Genomic DNA, 19,519 nt, shown 5'->3' with positions numbered 1-19,519 from the left:
CCCGGGAGCTACTTCTCGTCAGGCCCCAGGTCCGGGCCGGCCACGAAGCGGACCTCCCGGGTGGTGCTGCCCTGCAGTTCCAGGACGGCGAGCTCGTTGGCACCCTCGCGGATCAGCGGGCCGGGGACGTACAGGGTGCGCTGCGGGCCGCGGCTCCAGTAGCGGCCCAGGTTGAAGCCGTTGATGAAGGCGTTGCCCTTGGTCCAGCCGTCCAGGCGGAGGTGGCGGTCACCGGGGCCGTCAGCTTCGAACGTGGCGAACGAAACGGACGGCCCGGCAACGCCCCCGGCGCTGGAACTGCCTGCGGGAAGTTCCCCCGCAGCGGCACGGAACGGCGCCAGTGAAGACAAGTCCACGGGCCGGACGCTCCAGTCCTGCAGTTCCACACCGTCCAGCAGGGCCGGACCGGTCAGGCCCTTTGCCTCGCCGATCCGCGTCCCGTAGTTGACCCGCCCCTGGTCCTCAACGAGGACCTGCAGCAAGCCGCCGCGGGGGAGGACGATGGAGCGCTCGCCGAGCTCCCGGCTCAGGTTTCCCAGCGGGAATCCGTCCAGGAAGAACTGCGCGCGGTCGCGGATTTCGTTGAAGGTGAGGACGCCGCCGTCGTCCACTTGCCGTTCGTAGAGGTACAAGCCGCGGTACTGGCCGGTGGCTTCACTCGGCGGCACGGAACCCGGGACTGCCGCGGCGGGGAAGGCTGCGGCGACATCCAGGAGTGGGGCACTCGACGTTACCGACACAGCCGACGCCGGAACAGCGGCCCGGCGCTCCGGCACCTCCGCCGGAACCGGGAAGTGCTTGGCGATGACGTCCCGGAACGCGAAGTATTTGGCTGTGGGGTGGCCGTCCTCGGAGAGCGGAGCGTCGTAGTCGTAGGAAGTGATGGTGGGTTCGTAAATCCCTTTGTCGTTGGCGCCGTTGGTGAACCCGAAGTTGGTGCCGCCGTGGAACATGTAGATGTTCACCGACGCCCCGGCGGCCAGCAGGGCGTCCAGTTCCGCGGCCGAGGCGGCGGCATCGGTGGTGTGGTGGTGGGTGCCCCAGTTGTCGAACCAGCCGTTCCAGAATTCCGCGCACATCAGCGGCCCGTCCGGCTGCCGCTCCCGCAGGAACGCCAGCCGCTCATCCGCTCGCGAACCGAACGTGCCGGTCTTATGCAGCCCGGGCAGCGAGCCGTCCTCGATCATGGTCTCGAAAGGCTGGTCGCAGGTAAACAGGGGAACCTCGACGCCGGCCCGCGTTGCCGTATCCACAAGGTGCTGCAGGTAGGCCTTGTCCGAGCCATACGCGCCGTATTCGTTTTCGATCTGGAAGAGGATCACCGGACCGCCCCGGGTAATCTGCCGCTCCACCACAATGGGCAGCAGCCGGTCCATGAACCCGTCCACGGCCGCCAGGTACCCGGGCTCGCTGCTGCGCACGCCAATACTGGGGTCCGTGAACAGCCACGCCGGGAGTCCGCCGTTGTCCCACTCCGCGCAGATATAGGGCCCGGGCCGGACGATCCCCTGCATGCCCTCGGCCGCCACCAGGTCCAGGAAGCGCCCGAGGTCCAGGCCGCCATCGGTCCGGAAGGCACCGGGAGTGGAGGAGTGCTCGTTCCACGGAACGTACGTTTCGATGGTGTTCAGGCCCATGAGGCGCGCTTTGCGGATCCGGTCCGCCCACAGGTCCGGGTGGACGCGGAAGTAGTGGATGGCGCCGGAGAGGATGCGGAACGGCTCGCCGTCCAGCAGGAAGTCGCGGCTGCCGATGGCAAAGGTGTGCACGGTGGATCCCAAATCAGTTGGCGGTGCGGAGGGCGGCGGAGTAGGCGTAGGAGGCGTTGCTCCAGATGACGAAGAGCAGTGGTGCGGGGGCCAGGGCGATGCCCAGGACTGGCTGCAGGAGGGCGGCGGTGGCGATGATGCCCAGGAGTACGAGGGTAGCGAGGCTGAGGTACCAGCGTTGGACCGTCAGGTAGAGGGCTGCTTTGAGCAGGTCTTTGAGTCCGGCGTGGGGCAGGAGTACGACGCCGGCAATCGCCGTCACGGTGACGCTTACCGTGATGGCGGCTGCTGCGGCGATCACGGGGACCAGGAGCGCTGCTGCGGGCATGGACTGGACGATCACGAGGTCCACGCCGAGGAAGAGCAGCGCGGCGACGGCGGCCAGCCCCAGGGGTGCCGAGCGCCGGAACCCGCGCCGGTACCCGTTCAGGTAGGAGGCGACGGGCCTGACCGCGGCGCCGTCGTCGTGCAGGGCCTGGAAGGCGGCGAACAGGCCGGCAAGTGAGGGCGGGATGGTGGCGGACAGTGCCAGGAAGAACGGCCAGGCCGCGGCGGGGTCCGCCACGAGGGCCAGGCACAGCACCAGCGGGGCGTTGGCGAATGCCATCAGCACGTTTCCGGCCAGGAAGGTGTAGATGAAGCCGAAGATGCCGCCGAACGTTTCAAAGCCGGGGGAGGGGATGCGCCCGGCCAGGCCTCGCCGGGCTGGTTGGCCCGGGTTTGGCGTGTGCCGGGTGGGGTGCTGTGCCACGGTGGTCATCCTTTCATGCCGCTCGTGGCGATGCCCTGGATGAAGTACCGCTGGCCGATCAGGAAGATGGCCAGGATGGGGATGACCGAGATGACGGAGCCGGTCATGATCATGGCGTATTCGGCGTCGAACTGGCCTACGAAGGAGCGCAGGCCCAGCTGGACGGTCCAGAGCCGGTTGGAGGTGAGGTAGATGAACGGGCCCATGTAGTCGTTCCAGGTGTTGACGAAGGTCAGCAGTGCCAGGCTGGCGAGGGCGGGTTTGGACAGGGGGAGGATGACGCGGGCCCAGATGCCGTACTCGCTGAGGCCGTCGATGCGGGCGGCTTCGCAGAGTTCGTCGGGGATGGTCATGTAGTACTGGCGCATGAGGAACACGCCGAACGCGCCGAAGGCCTGGAGCAGGATGAGGGCGTTGAAACTGTTGGTCAGGCCCAGGTTCTGCATCATGATGTACTGCGGCACCATGTAGGCCTGCCAGGGCACGGCGATGGTGCCGATGTAGGCCAGGAACAGCACGTCGCGGCCGGGGAAGCGGACTTTGGAGAAGCCGTAGGCTGCCAGCGAGCCGGTGAGGACCTGCAGGCAGGTGATGATCACGGCCAGGTAGAGGGAGTTCTGCAGGTAGCCCATCATGGGGATGCGGGTCCAGATGTCGGTGTAGTTGCTCCACACGAATTCGGACGGGATCCATTGGATGGGGACGGTGAGGACCTGGTTGTTTTCCTTCAGCGAGGAGGAGACCATCCAGATGAACGGCACCATCAGGGCCACCACCAGGACCGCCAGGGCGGCGTAGATAACCAGGTCCGTGGTGCGTTTCTTCTGCTCGCGCGGGGAGCGCCTGCGCTCGGTACGACGGCGGTCTTCCGCGCCGGGTGCCGGCCCGTCACCGGCGGTGCGGGCTGCGTTCCTGGTTTCGAGGGCTTTGAGGTCTTCGGCCATGTTGGTCATCAGCGTTCCCTCCGCTGTTGGATCTTGAACTGGAGCACGGTGACCGTCAGCACGATGAGGAACAGCACCAGCGAGATGGCGGACGAGTAGCCGAACTTCCCTTCACCGATGCCCTCTTGGTAGATGAGCTGGGACAGCACGGTGGTGGAGCGTCCGGGGCCGCCGTTGGTCATGACGACGATGAGGTCGAAGACTTTGAAGCTGGAAACGGTCAGCATGACCACGACGAAGAAGGTGGTGGGCCGCAGCGAGGGGATGGTGACGTTCCAGAAGCGCTGCCAGGCGGAGGCGCCATCGACTTCGGCGGCTTCGTAGAGTTCGGCGGGGATGGCCTGGAGGCCGGCGAGGTAGAGGACCATGTAGTAGCCCATGTCGCGCCAGACGCTGGTGATGATCACGGCCGGCAGGGCCCAGTCGGAGCTGGAGGTCCAGCCCGGCGGGTTGGCAATGCCCACAGCCTGCAGGAACTGGTTGATGGGGCCGTTATCGGGGCTGAAGAGCATGTTCCAGACCACGGCCACTGCTACCAGGGAGGTGATGTAGGGAAAGAAGATGGCGACGCGGAAGAAGCCGATGCCCTTGAGTTTGCGGTTCAGGAGCATTGCCAGGAGCAGGGCCAGGGCCATGGTGAGGGGGACGTGGCCGATGGCGTAGACCACGGTGTTGCGCAGCGCGATCCAGAAGGAATCGGACGCGAACATTCGCTGGAAGTTGGCCAGTCCCACCCACTTGGGGGCGGTGAAGGAGGTCCATTCCATGAAGGACAACGCGAACGCGGCCAGGACCGGGATCAGGGTGAAGGCCAGGAACCCCAGGAAATTCGGCAGGATGAACGTCCAGCCAATCAGGGTGTTACGCCGGGCCTGCTTCCGGTTGCCCCGGCTGTGGACAGCCGGGGCAACGGTCGAAGGAATAGTTTCAGTGCTCATGGCTGCCTGTTACTTGCCCAGGACTTCGCTTTTGACGCGCTTGCCCATCTCGGCAACACCGTCGGCCACCGAGCGCTCACCCACCATGACCAGGTCGTGTTCCTGGTTGAGGATCTTGTCCGTGGCGGCAGACTTGTCGCTGACCGGCATTTCCAGGGCAACCTTGTCCGGGGTGAAGGCCTTCTTGGACAGCTCGTCCGTGGGCATGCCGGCAAGCTTGAAGTACTCGGCAGTGATGGCGTCGTTCTGCAGTGCGGGGACAACACCGATCTTGGAGATGGCCTTGGCGCCTTCCTCACCCGCAGCCCACTCGATGAACTTCTTGGCTGCATCCGAGTGCGCGGCGTTCTTGTTGACGGCGAAAGCGGTGGGCGAACCGAAAGTGGTGACCTTGCCGTCGTCGTTCTTCTGCGGCATCGGAGCCAGCCCCCAGTCAACGGTGGACTTGCCGTCCTTCTTGGCCTGCAGGATGCCGGCGATGTACCAGGTGCCCATGGGCATCATGGCCGCCTGTCCGGTCTCGAACATGGTGCGGTAGCTGGTCTTCTGGCTCTTGGCGGTGCCGAAGTCCAGGGTGGCGCCGCTCTTCTGCAGGTCCAGGGCAGTGTTGTACTGGTCCTCGAAGAAGCCGTAGTCGCCGCTGTTCTGGTCGGCGTCATCCTGGGCGGCCGCGATGGCCTGCACCACGGAACGCCAGATGTGGTGGTAGGTGCCGTAGACCTTCTTGCCGTTGGCCTCGGTGGTGAGCTTCTTGGCCAGCGCGGTGTACTCGTCCCACGTCAGGTCGGCGGGGTTCTCGACGCCTGCAGCCTTGAGCAGGTCCTTGTTGTAGTACAGGAGCCAGAAGTCCTGCCGGTAGGGGGCGGCGTAGTACTTGCCGCCGATGTCGAAGGCGTCCAGGCCCGCGAGGTTGTCCTTGCCAACGGAGTCCACCACGCCGTTGATTTCCTGTAGCTGGCCGTTGTTGGCGTAGCGGGCGTAGTCGATGACGTTCTTCATGGTGAGGACGTCGGTGGTGTCTCCGCCGGCCAGCATGGTGGTGACCTTCTGCGGGTAGTCGTCGGCGAGGATGTCCACGGGTTCGATGTCGATGTCCGGGTTGGCTGCTTCGTAGCTGTCGAAGAGGGCCTTGAACTCCGGCGTGCCTTCGTAGTTCCAGACCGAAACGGTCAGGCGGGTCTTGCCCTCCTGGCCCTGGGGTTCGGCCGGTCCGGCGGCGCCGGCACAACCGGACAGGCCCAGGCCTGCGGTTACTGCCAGTGCGATGGCGGCGAGGGTGGTGCGCTTCATTGCGTGCTCCTTACTGGGTTTTTGGTCTGCCGCGTCCGCGGCCGGGGTTGGTTCAGGCGCTTAGGGAGAGGTCTTCGGAGACCACTTGGGCTACGAGCTGTTCGCCGGTGAGATACCGTTCGAGGTCGTTCAGGGCGGCGTCGGACATCCGCCGGGTTTCGGTGCCCAGCGACCCGGCGATGTGGGGCGTGAGCACCACATTGGGAAGGTCATAGAGGACCGAATCCCTCGGCAGCGGCTCGGGCTCGGTGACGTCCAGGAGTGCGTGGATCCGTCCGGTGGCGCACTCGGCCTCCAGGGCCCGGGTGTCCACCAGTGAGCCGCGGGCGGTGTTGATCAGGGTGGCGTGGTCCTTCATGGCCCGCAGTTCCGCGGCCCCGATCATGTGCCGGGTTTCCGGCAGCGCCGGGGCGTGGATACTGACGACGTCGGACTCCCGCAGCAGTTCGGGCAGGCCCACCAGCCGTCCGCCCGCGGCGGCCACGGCGGCGGGATCGGCATGCGGATCGTGGACCAGGCAGGTGACGTCCTGCAGCTGCTGGACCAGGCGGACCACGCGGCGGCCGATGCGGGAGAACCCCACCACCCCGACCACGCGGCCGATGTTGCCCACCTCGCCGCGGGCGGTGGCGTAGGACCAGTCCTCACGCCAGGTGCGGGCATCGTTGGCCAGCACCTGTGCCTTCTTCCCGGCCAGCACGATGGATGCGAACGTAAACTCGGCCACCGGAATGGCGTTCGCGTCCGCACCGTTGGTCACCAGGATGCCCCGGTCCCAGAGCTCCGGCGTGACGAAACTGCGTACGGTTCCGGCGCAATGGAACACCGCGCGGAGGTTGGGCATCCGCTCCAGCGCCGCGGCATCAAGCCGCGGAACACCCCAGCTGGTCAGCAGGACCTCCACGTCCGCGAGCCGGCCGGCTACCGCCGGGTCTTCGAGCGAATCGGTCCACGGCTGCCCGCCCAGATCCACCAGCCCCGCCAACCGGTCCAACCGGGTGGAATCGAACTGGTCAGCAAAGGTTCCGCGGTTCATGACCAGCAGGGCCTTGGGTTTTGGCGACATCCGGGCCTCCCTTCTCTCATGTTCGTTTGCGCTCACATCCGCAATTCATGTCTTGCATCACATCTAACAATCAGTAGATACTCATGAACAAGATAGAACAACCAAGTTATTCAGGTTCGATCTAAAACGATCGCATTCGAACATGAGAGTAGAAGATGACGTCCCCTTCGGGTCCCCACCCCACGCTGCAGCCACCAGCAGCGCCACTGGCCGCTGCTTGGGGATCCGAGGCCTCCGCGGCGTCGCTCCTTCATTTGTTGGCCGGCGATGCGGGGCGCATGGATATCCCCGCAGCGGGCAGCGCGGCGTGGCCTGCCGAGGGGCTGCATGTGCCCGGGCCTGTTGCCCGGCAAGCGCAGGAGGAACGGGGAACGCCGTGGCCCCAGCCCCTGGTATCCCACTACGCCCGGTACTTCCGGGACGGGAACCGCACGGCCTACGAGGGGCTGGTGGCTGCACGCCAGCAGCGGCTAACCCGCGCCGTCGTCATGGCACTGGCCAGTGGCCCCGGCAGCCCTGGTGCGGACGGGGTCGACGCGGAAGCGTGGCTGGACGAGGTCATCGACGGCGCATTCCTCCTCTGCGAGCAGAGCTCGTGGAGCTGGGCCGCGCACGACGACGTCTTCCGCCGCACGGGCTGCGTTGTTCCGGACCTGGCCACTCCGTACCTGGACCTGGGCGCCGGCGAGGTGGCCGCGCAGCTGGCATGGCTGGACCATGTCCTGGGCCTGCAGCTCGATGACAGGGCGCCGGGGCTGCGGCGGCGCATCCGCGAGGAGGTCGCCGGACGCGTCATCCGGCCTTTCCTCGACCGGCTGGACTGGCACTGGCTGGGCCTGGACGGGGACGTCCACAACTGGAATCCCTGGATCCACTCCAACCTGATCGCCGCGGCACTGTTCCTTGTGGATGACCCGGACACCCGGGCACACACCGTGGCCCGCTGCATTGAGGGCCTGGACCGCTTCCTGGCCTCCATCCCGGCCGACGGCGCCATCGACGAAGGCTTCGCCTACTGGTGGAACGGTGCCGGGCGGGCGCTGGAGGGGCTGGCCCTGCTGGAACAGGCCACAGGCGGCGTGCTCGACGGCGGCCTCCCGGTGGTCCGCGAACTGGTGGCTTTCCCGCACCGCATGCACATCGGCGGCGCCTGGTTCCTCAACGTGGCCGATGGCCCGGCACGCGCTGCGGCCGCCCTTCCCTGGGACATGCTGCACCGCTGGGCGGCCAGGCTGGGTGATCCCGAGGCGGCCGCCCACGCCGCCGCCATGGCCACCGGCGCACCGGACCCCGCCGCGGGTCTCGGCCGGGTCCTGCACGCGCTCCTCGAACACCCGGAACCCGCTTCCAACGCCCTTCCGCTGGTGGCAGCCACCTACCTGCCATCGGTCCAGATCATGGTGGCCCGGGAAACCGCGGGAACGGTGCAGGGGCTGTTCCTGGCCGCCAAGGGAGGCCACAACGGCGAGCACCACAACCACCGCGACGTCGGCTCGGTAGTGGTTGCCGTGGACGGGGTTCCCCTGCTGGTTGACGCCGGGCAGCCCACCTACACGGCCCAGACGTTCGGCCCGGACCGCTACGGCATCCGCGCGATGCAGAGCAAGTGGCATAGCGTCCCTGCCCCGTTCGGCCTTGAACAGGGAACCGGCAGGGACTTCGCGGCCGGCGTCCTCAATGCCCCCACCCCTGAGCGGCCGCAGTTGGAGCTCGCGCTGGGAGCGGCCTACGGGTTCGAACCCCTGGCTTGGATCCGGACGGCGGAACTGCGGCGGGCACCCGGCCGCATCACCATCGCCGACCGCTGGGATCTTCCCGCGCCGGGCGCAGGCGGAACGTCCGACATCGACATCACCTTCCTGACGGCCGGAACCCTGGTCCCCGGACCGGACGGGACGGCGACCGTCCGTCCGGACGGCATCCCGGCGGTTGGTGCGGCAAACGCGACCCCGCGGGGAGCTGCCCTGCGCTGGGACCCTGCAGCTGTCGTCGTCCTCGTGGACGAATGGGAGCTGGACGATCCGCTCCTCGCCGACGCGTGGGGACCACGGCTGACCCGGCTGCGCTTCCGAACAACGGCACCTGCTGCACCATCCCCTGCTTTCCGCGCCGCCGGCGCATTCACCCTCACTGTGGAGGCAACACCATGAGCCCTGAGCAACCGTCCGAATCCACCGGAAAGTCGTTGTTTTCGCTGCAGCGCCGGGAACGGCTCATGGAGGAACTGCGGGCGCACGGTGCCATCACCGTCCGCGACATCGCGGCGAAACTGGGCGTCAGCGAACTGACCATCCGCCGGGACGTGAACCTCCTCGCGGACGGGGGCCTGGTGTCCCGCGTGCACGGCGGCGCCACGCTGCCCAGCCCGCTGGACCGCTCGGCAGCGGGACGGGCAGCCCAGCACAGCTATTCCATCGGCATGGTGGTGCCGTCGCTGGACTACTACTGGCCGCAGGTCATCAGCGGTGCGCGGGCCGAGGCGGAGGAGCAAAACCTGCGAATCGTGGTGCGCGGGTCCGCCTACGACGCCGCGGACAACCGCAGGCAGGTGCAGGCCCTGCTGGACACCCAGAACATCGACGGCCTGATCGTGGCGCCGGACATGGGCGGTGACCACGGGCCCGAACTGATCCGTTGGCTGAACGCCCTGCCCATCCCGGTGGTGCTTGCCGAACGCCGTGCACCGGCCGAGATTCCCGCGCACCGCCTCGAATGGGTGGCAACGGACCACGCGTTTGGCGCCGGCATGGCCGTGCGGCACCTGTGGCAGGAAGGCCACCGGCGGATCGGCTGCCTGACCGATTCGTCCAGTCCCACCAGCCCTCACGTGGTCCGCGGCTGGCACCAGGCCCTGGCCGCACTGAAGATTCCCCTTGAAGGCTCGGTCCACGAGGACTCCGCACAACAGGGTGCCGCCAATCCCGGCAACGGTGGCCGGGCCAGCCACTTCGACCATGTGCTGGAACTCTGCACGAAGACCGGCACCACGGCGATGCTGGTGCATTCGGACACCCAGGCGGTGGCGTTCGTGCAGCACTGCGTGGACCGCGGGCTCACTGTTCCGGGGGACATGGCGATCGTGGGGTACGACGACGAGGTGGCCTACCTGGCCGAGCCCGCCATCTCCGCCGTCCGGCCGCCAAAACAGTACGTGGGCAAGGTGGCGGTGCAGCTGATGGCCGCCCGGCTGGCCGAGGGCAGGATGCGTCCCGTGCACCGGATCGAGCTGAACCCGGACCTGATCCTGCGTGAATCCTCCATCGGGGCGCCAAGGATTCCGGCTGCCGGCGTATTGCAGGACTCCCTGTGAGCGCCGCGCCCCTGGCCATGCCCCCGCTGGACTTCAGCGCCTCGCCGTACACCGGCCTGACCCGGGACCACTGGTGCGCCTACGCCGACTACCTGCTGCGGTCCGCGCACCGGCACGCCACGGAAGACCATGCCAACCTGTACCTCCCCGGCGCCACCAGCGCCTACGGGCGGAAAAGCGATTCGCTGGAGGCCTTTGCCCGGACCTTCCTGCTGGCCTCCTTCCGGATCGCAGGTGATCCGGAAGGCACCCGTTGGCTGGCTAACTGGTATGCCAAGGGCCTCGACGCCGGAACAAACCCCGCGAACCCCGACCGCTGGCCCACCCCGGGCGAACTGGACCAGGCCAAAGTGGAGGCGGCATCGCTGGCCGTGGGACTCGCACTGACCCGGGAGGTGCTGTGGGACGTGCTGCCGCAGCGCGTCCAGGAACAGCTGGTGGCCTGGTTTGAAACCGTGATCGGCCAGGCGTACCCGCCCATCAACTGGGTGTGGTTCCAGATCGTCGTCGGAAAGTTCCTCGCCGGCGTGGGCGGACGCTACTCGGAGGCGGACATCGATGCCGGGCTGGCCATCCACGACACCCTGTACCGGGGCCACGGCTGGTTTGCCGACGGCCCTGAGCGCGCCTACGACCATTACGTGGGCTGGGCGTTCCAGGTCTATCCCCAACTGCTGCAGCTGATGGCGCCGGAGGACCCCCGGGTGACGGCCCGCGCCGCGCTGGACGGCGAACGGCTGGCCGATTTCCTGGACGACGCCGTCCACCTGGTGGGTGCCGACGGTGCCCCGCTTATCCAGGGCCGCAGCCTGATCTACCGTTTCGCGGCGGCAGCACCGTTTTGGGCGGGACAGTTCGCGGGGCACACACGGTTGACGCCCGGTGTGACCCGGCGGGCAGCCTCCGGCATCCTCAAGTACTTCCTGGACCGCGGCGCCCACAACGCCGACGGGCTGCTGACCATCGGCTTCCACTCCGAGTTCCCGGGCATGAAACAGTCCTATTCCGGCGCGGGGTCCCCCTACTGGGCGGCCAAGGGCATGATGGGCCTGGCCCTTCCCGCCCACCATCCGGTGTGGACGGCCGTCGAGGAACCGCTGCCGGTGGAAACCGGCGACACGCAGCGCTTCATCACGGCGCCGGGCTGGCAGGTGGACGGGACAGTCTCGGACGGTGTGGTGCGGATCCGCAATCACGGCACCGACCATGCCAACGCCGGCGTCCGGGTAGCCGATTCGCCGCTCTATGCCCGGCTGGGCTATTCCACTGCCACGTTCCCGGACCTTGCCGCGGAATCGGTGGACAACGCCGTCACGTTCGCCGACGCGGAGGGCCGGCTGACGCACCGGACCGGATTCGAGTTCCTGGGCCAATTCCGGCAGGACGGGGTGCAGGTGGGGGCCTCGCGCTTTACCGCGCACTGGATCGAGGTGGATCCCGACGGCGGCCCGGACCACGGCAGCGGCGCTGCTGGAACTGCCACGCCGGGGCCCCAGGTGACGGTGGTATCAGTGACGCGCGGTGCCGTGGAACTGCGGCTGGTGCGGGTCCGCAGCGCGGCGGGCAGCGGTGCGCGGCTGCGGATTGGCGGCTGGCCGGTGGACACGGCGGCCGGCCTGGCCAGCGAGGTCCGCCCTGTGGGGTGGGGCGGGAACCTTGACGACGCCGGCACCTGGCACCGCGAGGCGCCGCACCCGGCGGGGGAGCACCTGGCCATTCCCTGGGTTGGCACCGCCGGTGCGGTGGCCGACGCGGACTATGCCGCCGTCGTCGTGCTCTCAGGGGAAGGTTCGCCCACTGGAACGTGTGGGGCGCACTTTGTGGCCAACGGCCGTTTCGCCTTCGCGGACGGCGCCACGATCGACGTTGACGCTGTATTTTCGCGTTTGGGCAGCTCAATCCTGCGTAGGAACCCCCGGGTCCACTCGACAACCTCTCAACGTTGACGAGTACTCGCGAGTAGCAGAGTAGTCGGAGGGGTACCTAAGACGAGTACTCGCTACTGGTGCCTGTCAAGAGCCCAGCTGATTAATTGGGGCTGTCACTACTTGATTGGCGGGGACCCGGTCAGGGTGGCGGTTGGCGCATTAGGGGCCCCCGAAAGCCTGATCCGCCGACGCCCGGACAAGGGGGCGTCGGAGGATCGGGCATCGCGACGTCTACCAGCAGAGGGGGCACCGGGGTGAGCTCAAGGACCTGGCCGCAGATTGGCGGCAGGACCACCGGAGAGGACCTCATCCGCGCCCTGGAGGAGTCACGCGCCGGGGTTCTCATCACCGGAGCGTCAGGGAGCGGCAAAAGCTACCTCACCGGCCTCCTGACCAAGGAAATCCGGGATGATGCCTACATTGTGGTGCTCCGGGCCAGCGCCGGCCTCACCACAAGCCCGTACGGTGCTCTGAACGTCCTGCTGCGGGACATGGATCCGCAGTTCCTGTCCCATCCCGCGCTGGTCCTCTCCGGCCTGACGGCGCTGCTCACCGCACGGGCGGAGGGCAAACCCGTGTACCTCGTGATTGAAAACGCGGGGGACGTGGATGAGTTCGCGGGGGCGGTCATCTCCCAGCTCGCCCGCAACGGAACGGCAGGCCTGATCCTGACGTGCAGCGATCCGCAGCGGCTGGGCAGCGAACTGTCCCGGCTCTGCACGGACGGGTACCTTGCGCGGATAGAGCTCGAGCCGCTCCCGCTGCCCGAAGCCATCTCCTGGCTCGAGGCGAGCCTCGGCGGCCGCATCTCAGCATCCGCAGCGCACGAGTTCTGGACGGCGAGCGGGGGGAACCCGCACTACCTGAAAATGCTGGCAGGGGAACTGGTTGAATCCGGGGCCCTCGCGGTGCGCGACGGCGTCTGGGTCCTCACCGCGACGGACAGACCCCACGGCCCAGCCATCACGGACCTGGTGGTCACCCGGCTGGGCAAGCTGGGACCCGGCGAACGCATGGCGATGGAGATCGTGTCCCTGGCCGGGACCGTGCCACTGGAGGCATTGCTGGCCATCGCACTGCCCGACGACGTCGACGCCCTGGAAAAACGCGGGATCCTGGTGGTGGACGATTCCCTGCCGAGGACGGTGGGAATGCAGAACCAGCTGCTGTGCGACGTCATCCGCGCCAACATTCCCACCGGCCGCAGCAGCGATCTGCGGCGACGGTTCTGCGAGGCGGTGGAGCCGGCGCTGATGCACCCGGCGCTCAGGGTGGCCCTTGCCGCGTGGGCCCTGGAATGCGGCTCGCCGCTCACCGAAGCGGAGGCCCTGCATGCCGCCGGGCTCGCCAACGCCCGTGCTGACTACCCGCTGGCCCTTCGGCTGGTCCGTTCAGTACCCGGCCATTCGCACAGCGCCGCGGCGGTCGCGGAGGAATCCACTGCCCTCGCGGCCCTCGGCGCCGTCAGCGAAGCCCGTTCCGTGCTCCGGCTATACCGGGAACAGGCCGGTGGGGGCACGGACATTCAAGACACGGGCCCGCCGGCCTCCGCGGACGCCCTGCGGTTCCACCTGGCGGAGGCCGCGGTCCTGCAGTCGGACCGGGAAACCATGGACCAGGCTGCGGAACGCCTCCGGCATGTCCGGAAGGTGCTGGACGGGGACCTGATGCCGGGGGACGTTGCTCCCACCGGCCTGCCGCAGGGGATGAACGGCGGGCCGGACGCTGAAAAGGCCTTGCGGGAGGAGCTGGTCCTTGCCGAAGCCCGGGTTGCGGGCCACCTGGGCCGCCATGCAGAAGCTGCCGCCCTGCTGGAGGATGCGCTGCAGGACTTTGAAACCCACGGACCGGAATTCCGCTTCATGGCAGGCAGCTTGTTGTGTGAGGCGTGGGCACTGACCGGGCGGCAGGCTGAGGCCGCTGACATGGCGGGGCAGCTGCTGGCCGACGGCCGGGATCCGATGGTGTCCGCAGCTGCGGCGTGGCAGGCCGCGGGGCGCTTGAGGTTCGCGTTGCTGCTGGCCGGCTGCTGGGAAGATTCGGCATCGATGCTGCAGCCGCACTGGGACTCTCCGCTCCCCGCCGGCCAGCCGTTCCCGGCTTCCTTTGACCTGGCAATGGCCGTCCTCCGGTGCCTGCAGGGCAGGGCACATGAAGGCCTGGAATCCTTGGTTCCGCTGATTGGGCAGCTGCGGGTGCGCGATGACGAAGGGCTCCTCGGAGTGGCCACCGCGGCAGCTGCCTACGCTTCGGCACTGCAGGGCGAACCGGAACGGGCCGCCAGCTACCTCGCACGGAAAAGCCCCGGGCCGGCGCGGCCCGGACGGCCGATGGAGTGGATCACGGCGTATTTCACCATCCTCGCCGCAGACGGCGTTGACAGGCCGCAGGCCGCAAGCGACGCACTGATGCGGCTGGCGGACGACGACCATGCGGCGGGCAACCACGGACTTGAGGTCCTTGCGCTGGGCTCGGCTGTCCGGCTGGGCCGGACGGCCGCCGCTCCCCGGCTCCTTGAGACGGCGTTGAGGTGCGACGGCGACTTCGCCGGACTGTGCGCAGCCTACGCGAATGCGGTACTCGCCCATGACGTGGCCCAGCAGGTGGCCGTGGCCCAGCTCGCCCAGGACCTGCAGCATGACCGGTTTGCCTTCGATGTTGCCGAGGCAGTCATCCGCGGCGCGCATGCCCTGGAAGACCGCGCCCTGCTCCTGCAGGCCCGGCGGATCGCGGAAACCTGCCGGCACAGGATGCGTGCCCCTGAGGACACCTCACAGCATGAAGACCGCATCACCGCACGGGAACTGGAGATTGCCACGCTCGCCGCCAGGGGCCACAGCAACAAGGCCATCGCCGCCAGGCTGCATCTGTCGGTACGGACGGTGGAGGGACACCTCTACCAGATCTACGGCAAATTGAAGATCGTTGAACGCTCGGAGCTGCCGTTTGCCCTGGGCCTCGCTGAGGGGAACCAGCAATGACCGAGGTACTGGCAAGCGAAACACTCGTGGGGCGCTCGGGCATCCTGGCCGCCGTCGCGGATTGCCTGCTGGACCGCAACGGGCCCGGCGTCCTCCTGCTGGGTGATGCCGGGCTTGGAAAGACGGCGCTTGTCAACGCGGTGATCCAGGAACTGGGCCATCGCGTGCGGCCCTTCAGGGTGTTCGCCGGGGCCACGCTGGCCGGAGTCCCGTTCGCCGCCCTGGCTCCGCTGATCACCTCGCTGACGCCGGGCCAGATCAACGAGCCGCTGTCCGTGATGAAAGCCGTGACCGCCGCCCTGAACCCAGCCAGGGAACGGGAACCGGTGCCTGCGGTCCTGGTGGTGGAGGATGCCCAGCACCTCGACGAGGGCAGCGTCGCCGTGCTGGCCCAGCTCACAGCTGCCGAAGTGGCCAAGGTGGTCTTCATCTGCCGCCCCCATCCGGCGCCGCCCGGTGAGATCTTCTCGATGTGGTCTGAAGGATTGCTGGACCGCTTCGACCTGCAGCCCCTGAACGGACAGGACGTCGACCAGCTGTGCGCCCAGGTGTTGGGCGCGCCAGTGGTCCCCAGTGCAGGGGCGGTGCTCCGCAGGGCATCCGGGGGAAACCCGATGTTCCTGCTGGAACTCATCGGCAATGCCAGGTCCGCCGGCCAGCTGGTCAGCCGGAACGGTGCATGGATGCTGACCTCCGAGCTGCGCGGCAACAGCCTGCGGCTACTGGACCTGGTCCGGAACCAGATCGTCCACCTGGACCATCTGCAGCGCGAGGCCCTGGACACCGTCGCCCTGGCCGAACCACTGCCCCTGGACGTGCTGCGGCAGGCGAGCGACCACTACGCAGTGGACGAACTGCAGGAAATGCGGCTGATCACCATCGATTCCGATGCAGAGCAGCACGTCCGCCTGGCCCAGCCGCTGGTGGGTGAAGTACTCCGGCAGATTGTGCCGGCCGCCCGCAGCCTGCGGATCCGCCAGCGAATCCTGCAGCTCCTCGAAAACCGCCCCCAGACCATGGACGGCCTGCTCCGCTACGTTTCCTGGGGGCTCGAAGCCGGTGCCAGGATCCCGGACACCGAAATCCTGGAGGCCGCGCAGCTGGCCAACCGGCTCTTCATCCCCAGCTACGTCGAACGCGTAGCCGGAGCCATCAAGGACCCCGCGCTCAAGCTCGCGGCCCGCGTGGAGGTGGCCCGCGCCAAGTGGTACCGGGGAGATATCCGCGGAACGGCCTGGGAAATCAGCGGGATTGTCGAAAGGACCAACCATCCTGCCACCCTGCGGCAGGTGTCCATGCTTGCCGCACAGCTCGCAAGGCGCCAGGGGGCGGGCCCCAACGCGGTGAAGCAGGCGGCGTACGAATGGGAGGCCGCCCTGGCCCGGATCGCTGAATCCACCCGGGGAATCGATGCGCAGGAGCTTGAACTGGGACGCCTCGGAAGCCGCCTTCTGGTCCTGGAGGGAATGCAGGCGGAGGGCCGCCACGTGGAAACTGAGCGCGAACTGCGGCAGATCTGGCAGCAGGGCGGGGACGGGGAAACCCGGCTGCTCGCAGGGACGCTGCTGGCTGAATCGATGGCCGTCACCGGCAAACCCCTCTCGGCCCTGCAGGTGCTGGCCGACGTCAAGGACATCCTCGATGCCGCCGGCTACTGGGGCCTGCAGCACACCGGGTTCTTCATGCGCCGCTACATTCTGGCCCTGCTGCATGCCGGCGAGTTCACAGTGCTTGAGGAGTACCTGCAGAACCACGTGTCCCAGGCGCCCAACTCGCTGATTTACGACGGCGGCGCGCTGCATTTCAGTGCGGGCAGCGTAGACCTGCGCCGCGGCAATCTGGGGGCCGCGCTGCCGTGCCTTCGCCAGGCGGTGAGCATGCTCCGGGTGTCAGATTTGCAGAGCGACCTGCCCGACGCCGTTGCTGCCGCCGCCTACGCTGCCTCCCTGCTGAAGTTCCGGGATGTCGCTGCCTCCTACACACTGGAACACGAGTCGCTGGCCCGGGAGGGGATGGAATCATCCCTGCTGGGCAGGGCCCACGCCGCCATGGCCAAGGTCCAGCAGGTGGGGCTGCGCCCCACCTTGGCCCGGCTGATGTCCCTCGCGGACATCGCGGCAGCCAACGGCGCGGTGGGGCCGGAGATCGATATCCTCGTCCTGGTCCTTCGGGCGGGGGACCTCTCCGTGGTGCGCCGCCTGAGCTCCCTGGCAGAAACCAGCGAAGGCCGCACCGCCGAGTTCGCCTTCAGCTACAGCCAGGCCCTGGACGCGAAGGATGCCGCCGGGCTCATTGCCCTGAGTGAGGCCGCAGCCAGGGAAGGGCTGGAGCTCGCAGCAGCGGACTACGCAGGCCACGCGCTCAGGATCCTCGAAAGCCGGGGGGACAAGTCCCGCCAGCTGGAAGCACAGCGGCTCCTTAAACGGCGCACCGCGGCCCTGGGGAAGGCACCAGCGGCCACGGGCCAAGGGATGCCGGACCTGTCGAAGCTGACACGGCGGGAACAGGAGATCGTTGCCCTGGTGCAGACGGGGTCAAGCAACAGGGACATCGCGCTCAGCCTCGGACTCTCCCTCCGGACGGTGGAGGGCCACCTGTACCGGATGTTCGCCAAGCTCGGAATCAGCGACCGCGAAAAGCTGATCAGCGGCGATCACAGCGGTGAACAGACCGTCTAACCAGCCTTCTCCGTTAACCAGCGCCTGCTGCCGCGCTGGTTTTCGGTGTTGCTTAGGCGGAATTCCGGGCATTCCGGGGGCACCCGCCCTACCGAGTACCAATGCGAGTGGTGGGCAGCCACAAGCCACGTAGTCTCACCGCCGGGGGCGGCGGACGGGGTCAAAGACGGGTACACCACACTCGCGCCGGGCAAAGGACTTGATTAATACCCTCGTCTTGTTGGCAACCGCCAGCACGAGGGGAAGTGGGCCTCGACATGAAGCGCAGGAAGATTTCCTTTCCTGGGGACAGCCTGATGGCCGTCCGGCAGGAAAGCAGTCCCGATGCGACAGGTCTCCCGCCGCTGGCGGGGACCCCCCAAAACGGGCCGGCGGTGAAGGGCGACGTGCCACCTGAGACCCGGGCACACTCCTTCTCGCCGCCGGCTTTTATTCACTCTGGAGACAAAATGCACCGGGAGGTCGACTGACCATGGCACCGAACACGAAGGTAAAAACCCTCAAGAAACAGGTCGCCGTTGAATCCCACTCCCTGCCGGCTGAGGCAGTGGAGTGGACTGAGGGCACCGCGGCGCGGGCAATTCCCGCCCAGGACCAGGTGTTCACGTTCGACGTCGCAATCGTCGGCCTGGGCTACGTGGGACTGCCCACCGCCCTTGCCATCAACGCCTCCGGGAGGCGGGTCCTCGGGCTCGACGTCTCGGAGCGGCGGCTGGCAGTGATCCGGGAACAGCAGGCGGACCTGCTGGACTCGGACAAGGAGCGGCTCAAGACCGCGCTGCTTGACCCCTCATTCATGCTGACCAGCGATCTCTCGCTGCTGGCCCACGCGGCCGCCGTCGTGGTCTGCGTTCCCACCCCCGTGGACGAGTACCTTGTTCCCGATCTCGGTATCCTGCGCGCAGCGTGTGCCTCAGTGGTGGAATACGCGGTGCCGGGGCAGCTGCTGATGCTCACCTCCACCACCTACGTGGGCACAACACGGGACCTGCTGGCGATGCCCCTCGCAGCCAAGGGGCTCATTCCGGGACGCGACGTGTACGTCGCCTTCTCGCCGGAACGCATCAATCCCGGCGTCGACTCCTTCTCCCACGAAGACGTGCCCCGCGTGGTGGGCGGCGTCACCGCTGCCTGCGGTGAGGCAGCCGAACGGCTGCTCAGCGCCAGCACCAAGCTGGTCCACGTGGTCCCGTCCGCGGACGCAGCCGAAATGACCAAGCTCGTGGAAAACACGTTCCGGGCGGTCAACATTGCCCTGGCCAACGAGTTTGCCCAGATCTGCCACGAACTGGACATGGAAGTGATGGACGTGATCAACGCGGCCGCCACCAAACCGTACGGGTTCATGCCGTTCACCCCCGGCCCGGGAGTCGGCGGTCACTGCATTCCGTGCGACCCGCACTACCTCCTGTGGCAGCTGCGCAAGGCCCGCGTTACGGCGCCGGTGATCGAGCAGGCAATGATCGGGATCGCGGGCAGGCCGCACCAGGTAGTGGAAAAGGCGCGGCGGATCCTCTCCGAGCGGAACCACGGCCTGGCCGGCGCGCGGGTGATGGTCGTGGGCGTGGCCTACAAGCCCGACGTCGAGGACCTCCGTGAATCCCCGGCCCTCGAGATCATCGCCGAACTCATCGCGGACGGTGCCGAGGTGGCCTATTCGGATCCCTGGTGCCTCACCGCGCCCGATGGCCGGGGTGGGACGCTCATCTCCAATCCTGCTCCCCAACTGTGGGAAGCGGACCTCGTCATCCTGCACACCCGGCACAGCCAGACAGACCTTGACTGGCTGGAGAACGCCACGGCAGTGCTGGACACCACCTACCGGCTGCCCAAGGCAGACAACGTCACCAGGCTCTGACCACAC

Annotated in this window: 12 protein-coding genes; 6 read left to right on the top strand and 6 right to left on the bottom strand. The window is 67.7% G+C overall.

Features of this window, described 5'->3' with window-relative positions; translation table 11 throughout:
- Nucleotides 1-8: 8 nt before the first annotated feature.
- The 6 genes from ACHL_RS17890 to ACHL_RS17865 are packed head-to-tail and all read right to left on the bottom strand — an operon-like array spanning nucleotide 9 to nucleotide 6,758.
- Nucleotides 9-1,769 (bottom strand): glycoside hydrolase family 35 protein, encoded by a 1,761-nt coding sequence (locus ACHL_RS17890; protein WP_015938720.1) that lies wholly within the window; start codon nucleotides 1,767-1,769, stop codon nucleotides 9-11.
- Nucleotides 1,770-1,782: 13 nt separating this feature from the next.
- Nucleotides 1,783-2,529 carry a hypothetical protein gene (locus ACHL_RS17885; RefSeq protein WP_043794215.1) on the bottom strand — a complete coding sequence of 249 codons (747 nt, stop codon included), beginning with the start codon at nucleotides 2,527-2,529 and terminating at the stop codon, nucleotides 1,783-1,785.
- Complete coding sequence (locus tag ACHL_RS17880) at nucleotides 2,526-3,473, bottom strand: carbohydrate ABC transporter permease (protein WP_015938718.1); 948 nt, start codon at nucleotides 3,471-3,473, stop codon at nucleotides 2,526-2,528. Before ACHL_RS17880 ends, ACHL_RS17885 begins: the two co-directional genes overlap by 4 nt.
- Entirely contained in the window at nucleotides 3,473-4,402 is a 930-nt protein-coding gene (locus ACHL_RS17875) for a carbohydrate ABC transporter permease (RefSeq protein ID WP_015938717.1), read from the bottom strand. The genes ACHL_RS17880 and ACHL_RS17875 overlap by 1 nt, the downstream gene beginning before the upstream one ends.
- A gap of 9 nt (nucleotides 4,403-4,411) precedes the next feature.
- On the bottom strand, nucleotides 4,412-5,692 hold the full coding sequence (locus ACHL_RS17870; RefSeq protein WP_015938716.1) for an ABC transporter substrate-binding protein: 1,281 nt from the start codon (nucleotides 5,690-5,692) through the stop codon (nucleotides 4,412-4,414).
- Between the two features lie 52 nt (nucleotides 5,693-5,744).
- Nucleotides 5,745-6,758 carry a hydroxyacid dehydrogenase gene (locus ACHL_RS17865; protein ID WP_015938715.1) on the bottom strand — a complete coding sequence of 338 codons (1,014 nt, stop codon included), beginning with the start codon at nucleotides 6,756-6,758 and terminating at the stop codon, nucleotides 5,745-5,747.
- A 278-nt stretch (nucleotides 6,759-7,036) separates the two neighbouring features.
- Here ACHL_RS17865 and ACHL_RS17860 point away from each other — a divergent pair, with 278 nt between their 5' ends.
- From ACHL_RS17860 to ACHL_RS17830, 6 genes are all read left to right on the top strand, one after another.
- Nucleotides 7,037-8,908, top strand: a complete 1,872-nt coding sequence (locus tag ACHL_RS17860; protein ID WP_015938714.1) for a heparinase II/III family protein — start codon at nucleotides 7,037-7,039, stop codon at nucleotides 8,906-8,908.
- Nucleotides 8,905-10,068 (top strand): LacI family DNA-binding transcriptional regulator, encoded by a 1,164-nt coding sequence (locus ACHL_RS17855; RefSeq protein WP_015938713.1) that lies wholly within the window; start codon nucleotides 8,905-8,907, stop codon nucleotides 10,066-10,068. The genes ACHL_RS17860 and ACHL_RS17855 overlap by 4 nt, the downstream gene beginning before the upstream one ends.
- The gene (locus tag ACHL_RS17850) at nucleotides 10,065-12,014 is read left to right on the top strand and encodes a DUF2264 domain-containing protein (RefSeq protein WP_015938712.1); all 1,950 of its coding nucleotides are present in this window, start codon (nucleotides 10,065-10,067) and stop codon (nucleotides 12,012-12,014) included. Before ACHL_RS17855 ends, ACHL_RS17850 begins: the two co-directional genes overlap by 4 nt.
- Before the next feature lie 236 nt (nucleotides 12,015-12,250).
- Nucleotides 12,251-14,977, top strand: coding sequence for a LuxR C-terminal-related transcriptional regulator (locus tag ACHL_RS17845; RefSeq protein ID WP_015938711.1), 2,727 nt, complete (start codon nucleotides 12,251-12,253; stop codon nucleotides 14,975-14,977).
- Complete coding sequence (locus ACHL_RS17840; protein WP_015938710.1) at nucleotides 14,974-17,655, top strand: helix-turn-helix transcriptional regulator; 2,682 nt, start codon at nucleotides 14,974-14,976, stop codon at nucleotides 17,653-17,655. The genes ACHL_RS17845 and ACHL_RS17840 overlap by 4 nt, the downstream gene beginning before the upstream one ends.
- A gap of 472 nt (nucleotides 17,656-18,127) precedes the next feature.
- Entirely contained in the window at nucleotides 18,128-19,513 is a 1,386-nt protein-coding gene (locus ACHL_RS17830; RefSeq protein WP_015938709.1) for a nucleotide sugar dehydrogenase, read from the top strand.
- Nucleotides 19,514-19,519: the final 6 nt, after the last annotated feature.

The organism is Pseudarthrobacter chlorophenolicus A6 (genome assembly GCF_000022025.1).
In the GTDB taxonomy this organism is placed as follows: Bacteria; Actinomycetota; Actinomycetes; order Actinomycetales; family Micrococcaceae; genus Arthrobacter; species Arthrobacter chlorophenolicus.
The sequence above is the reverse complement of the archived record's forward strand: the minus strand, read 5'-3'. Positions and strand labels throughout refer to the sequence as shown.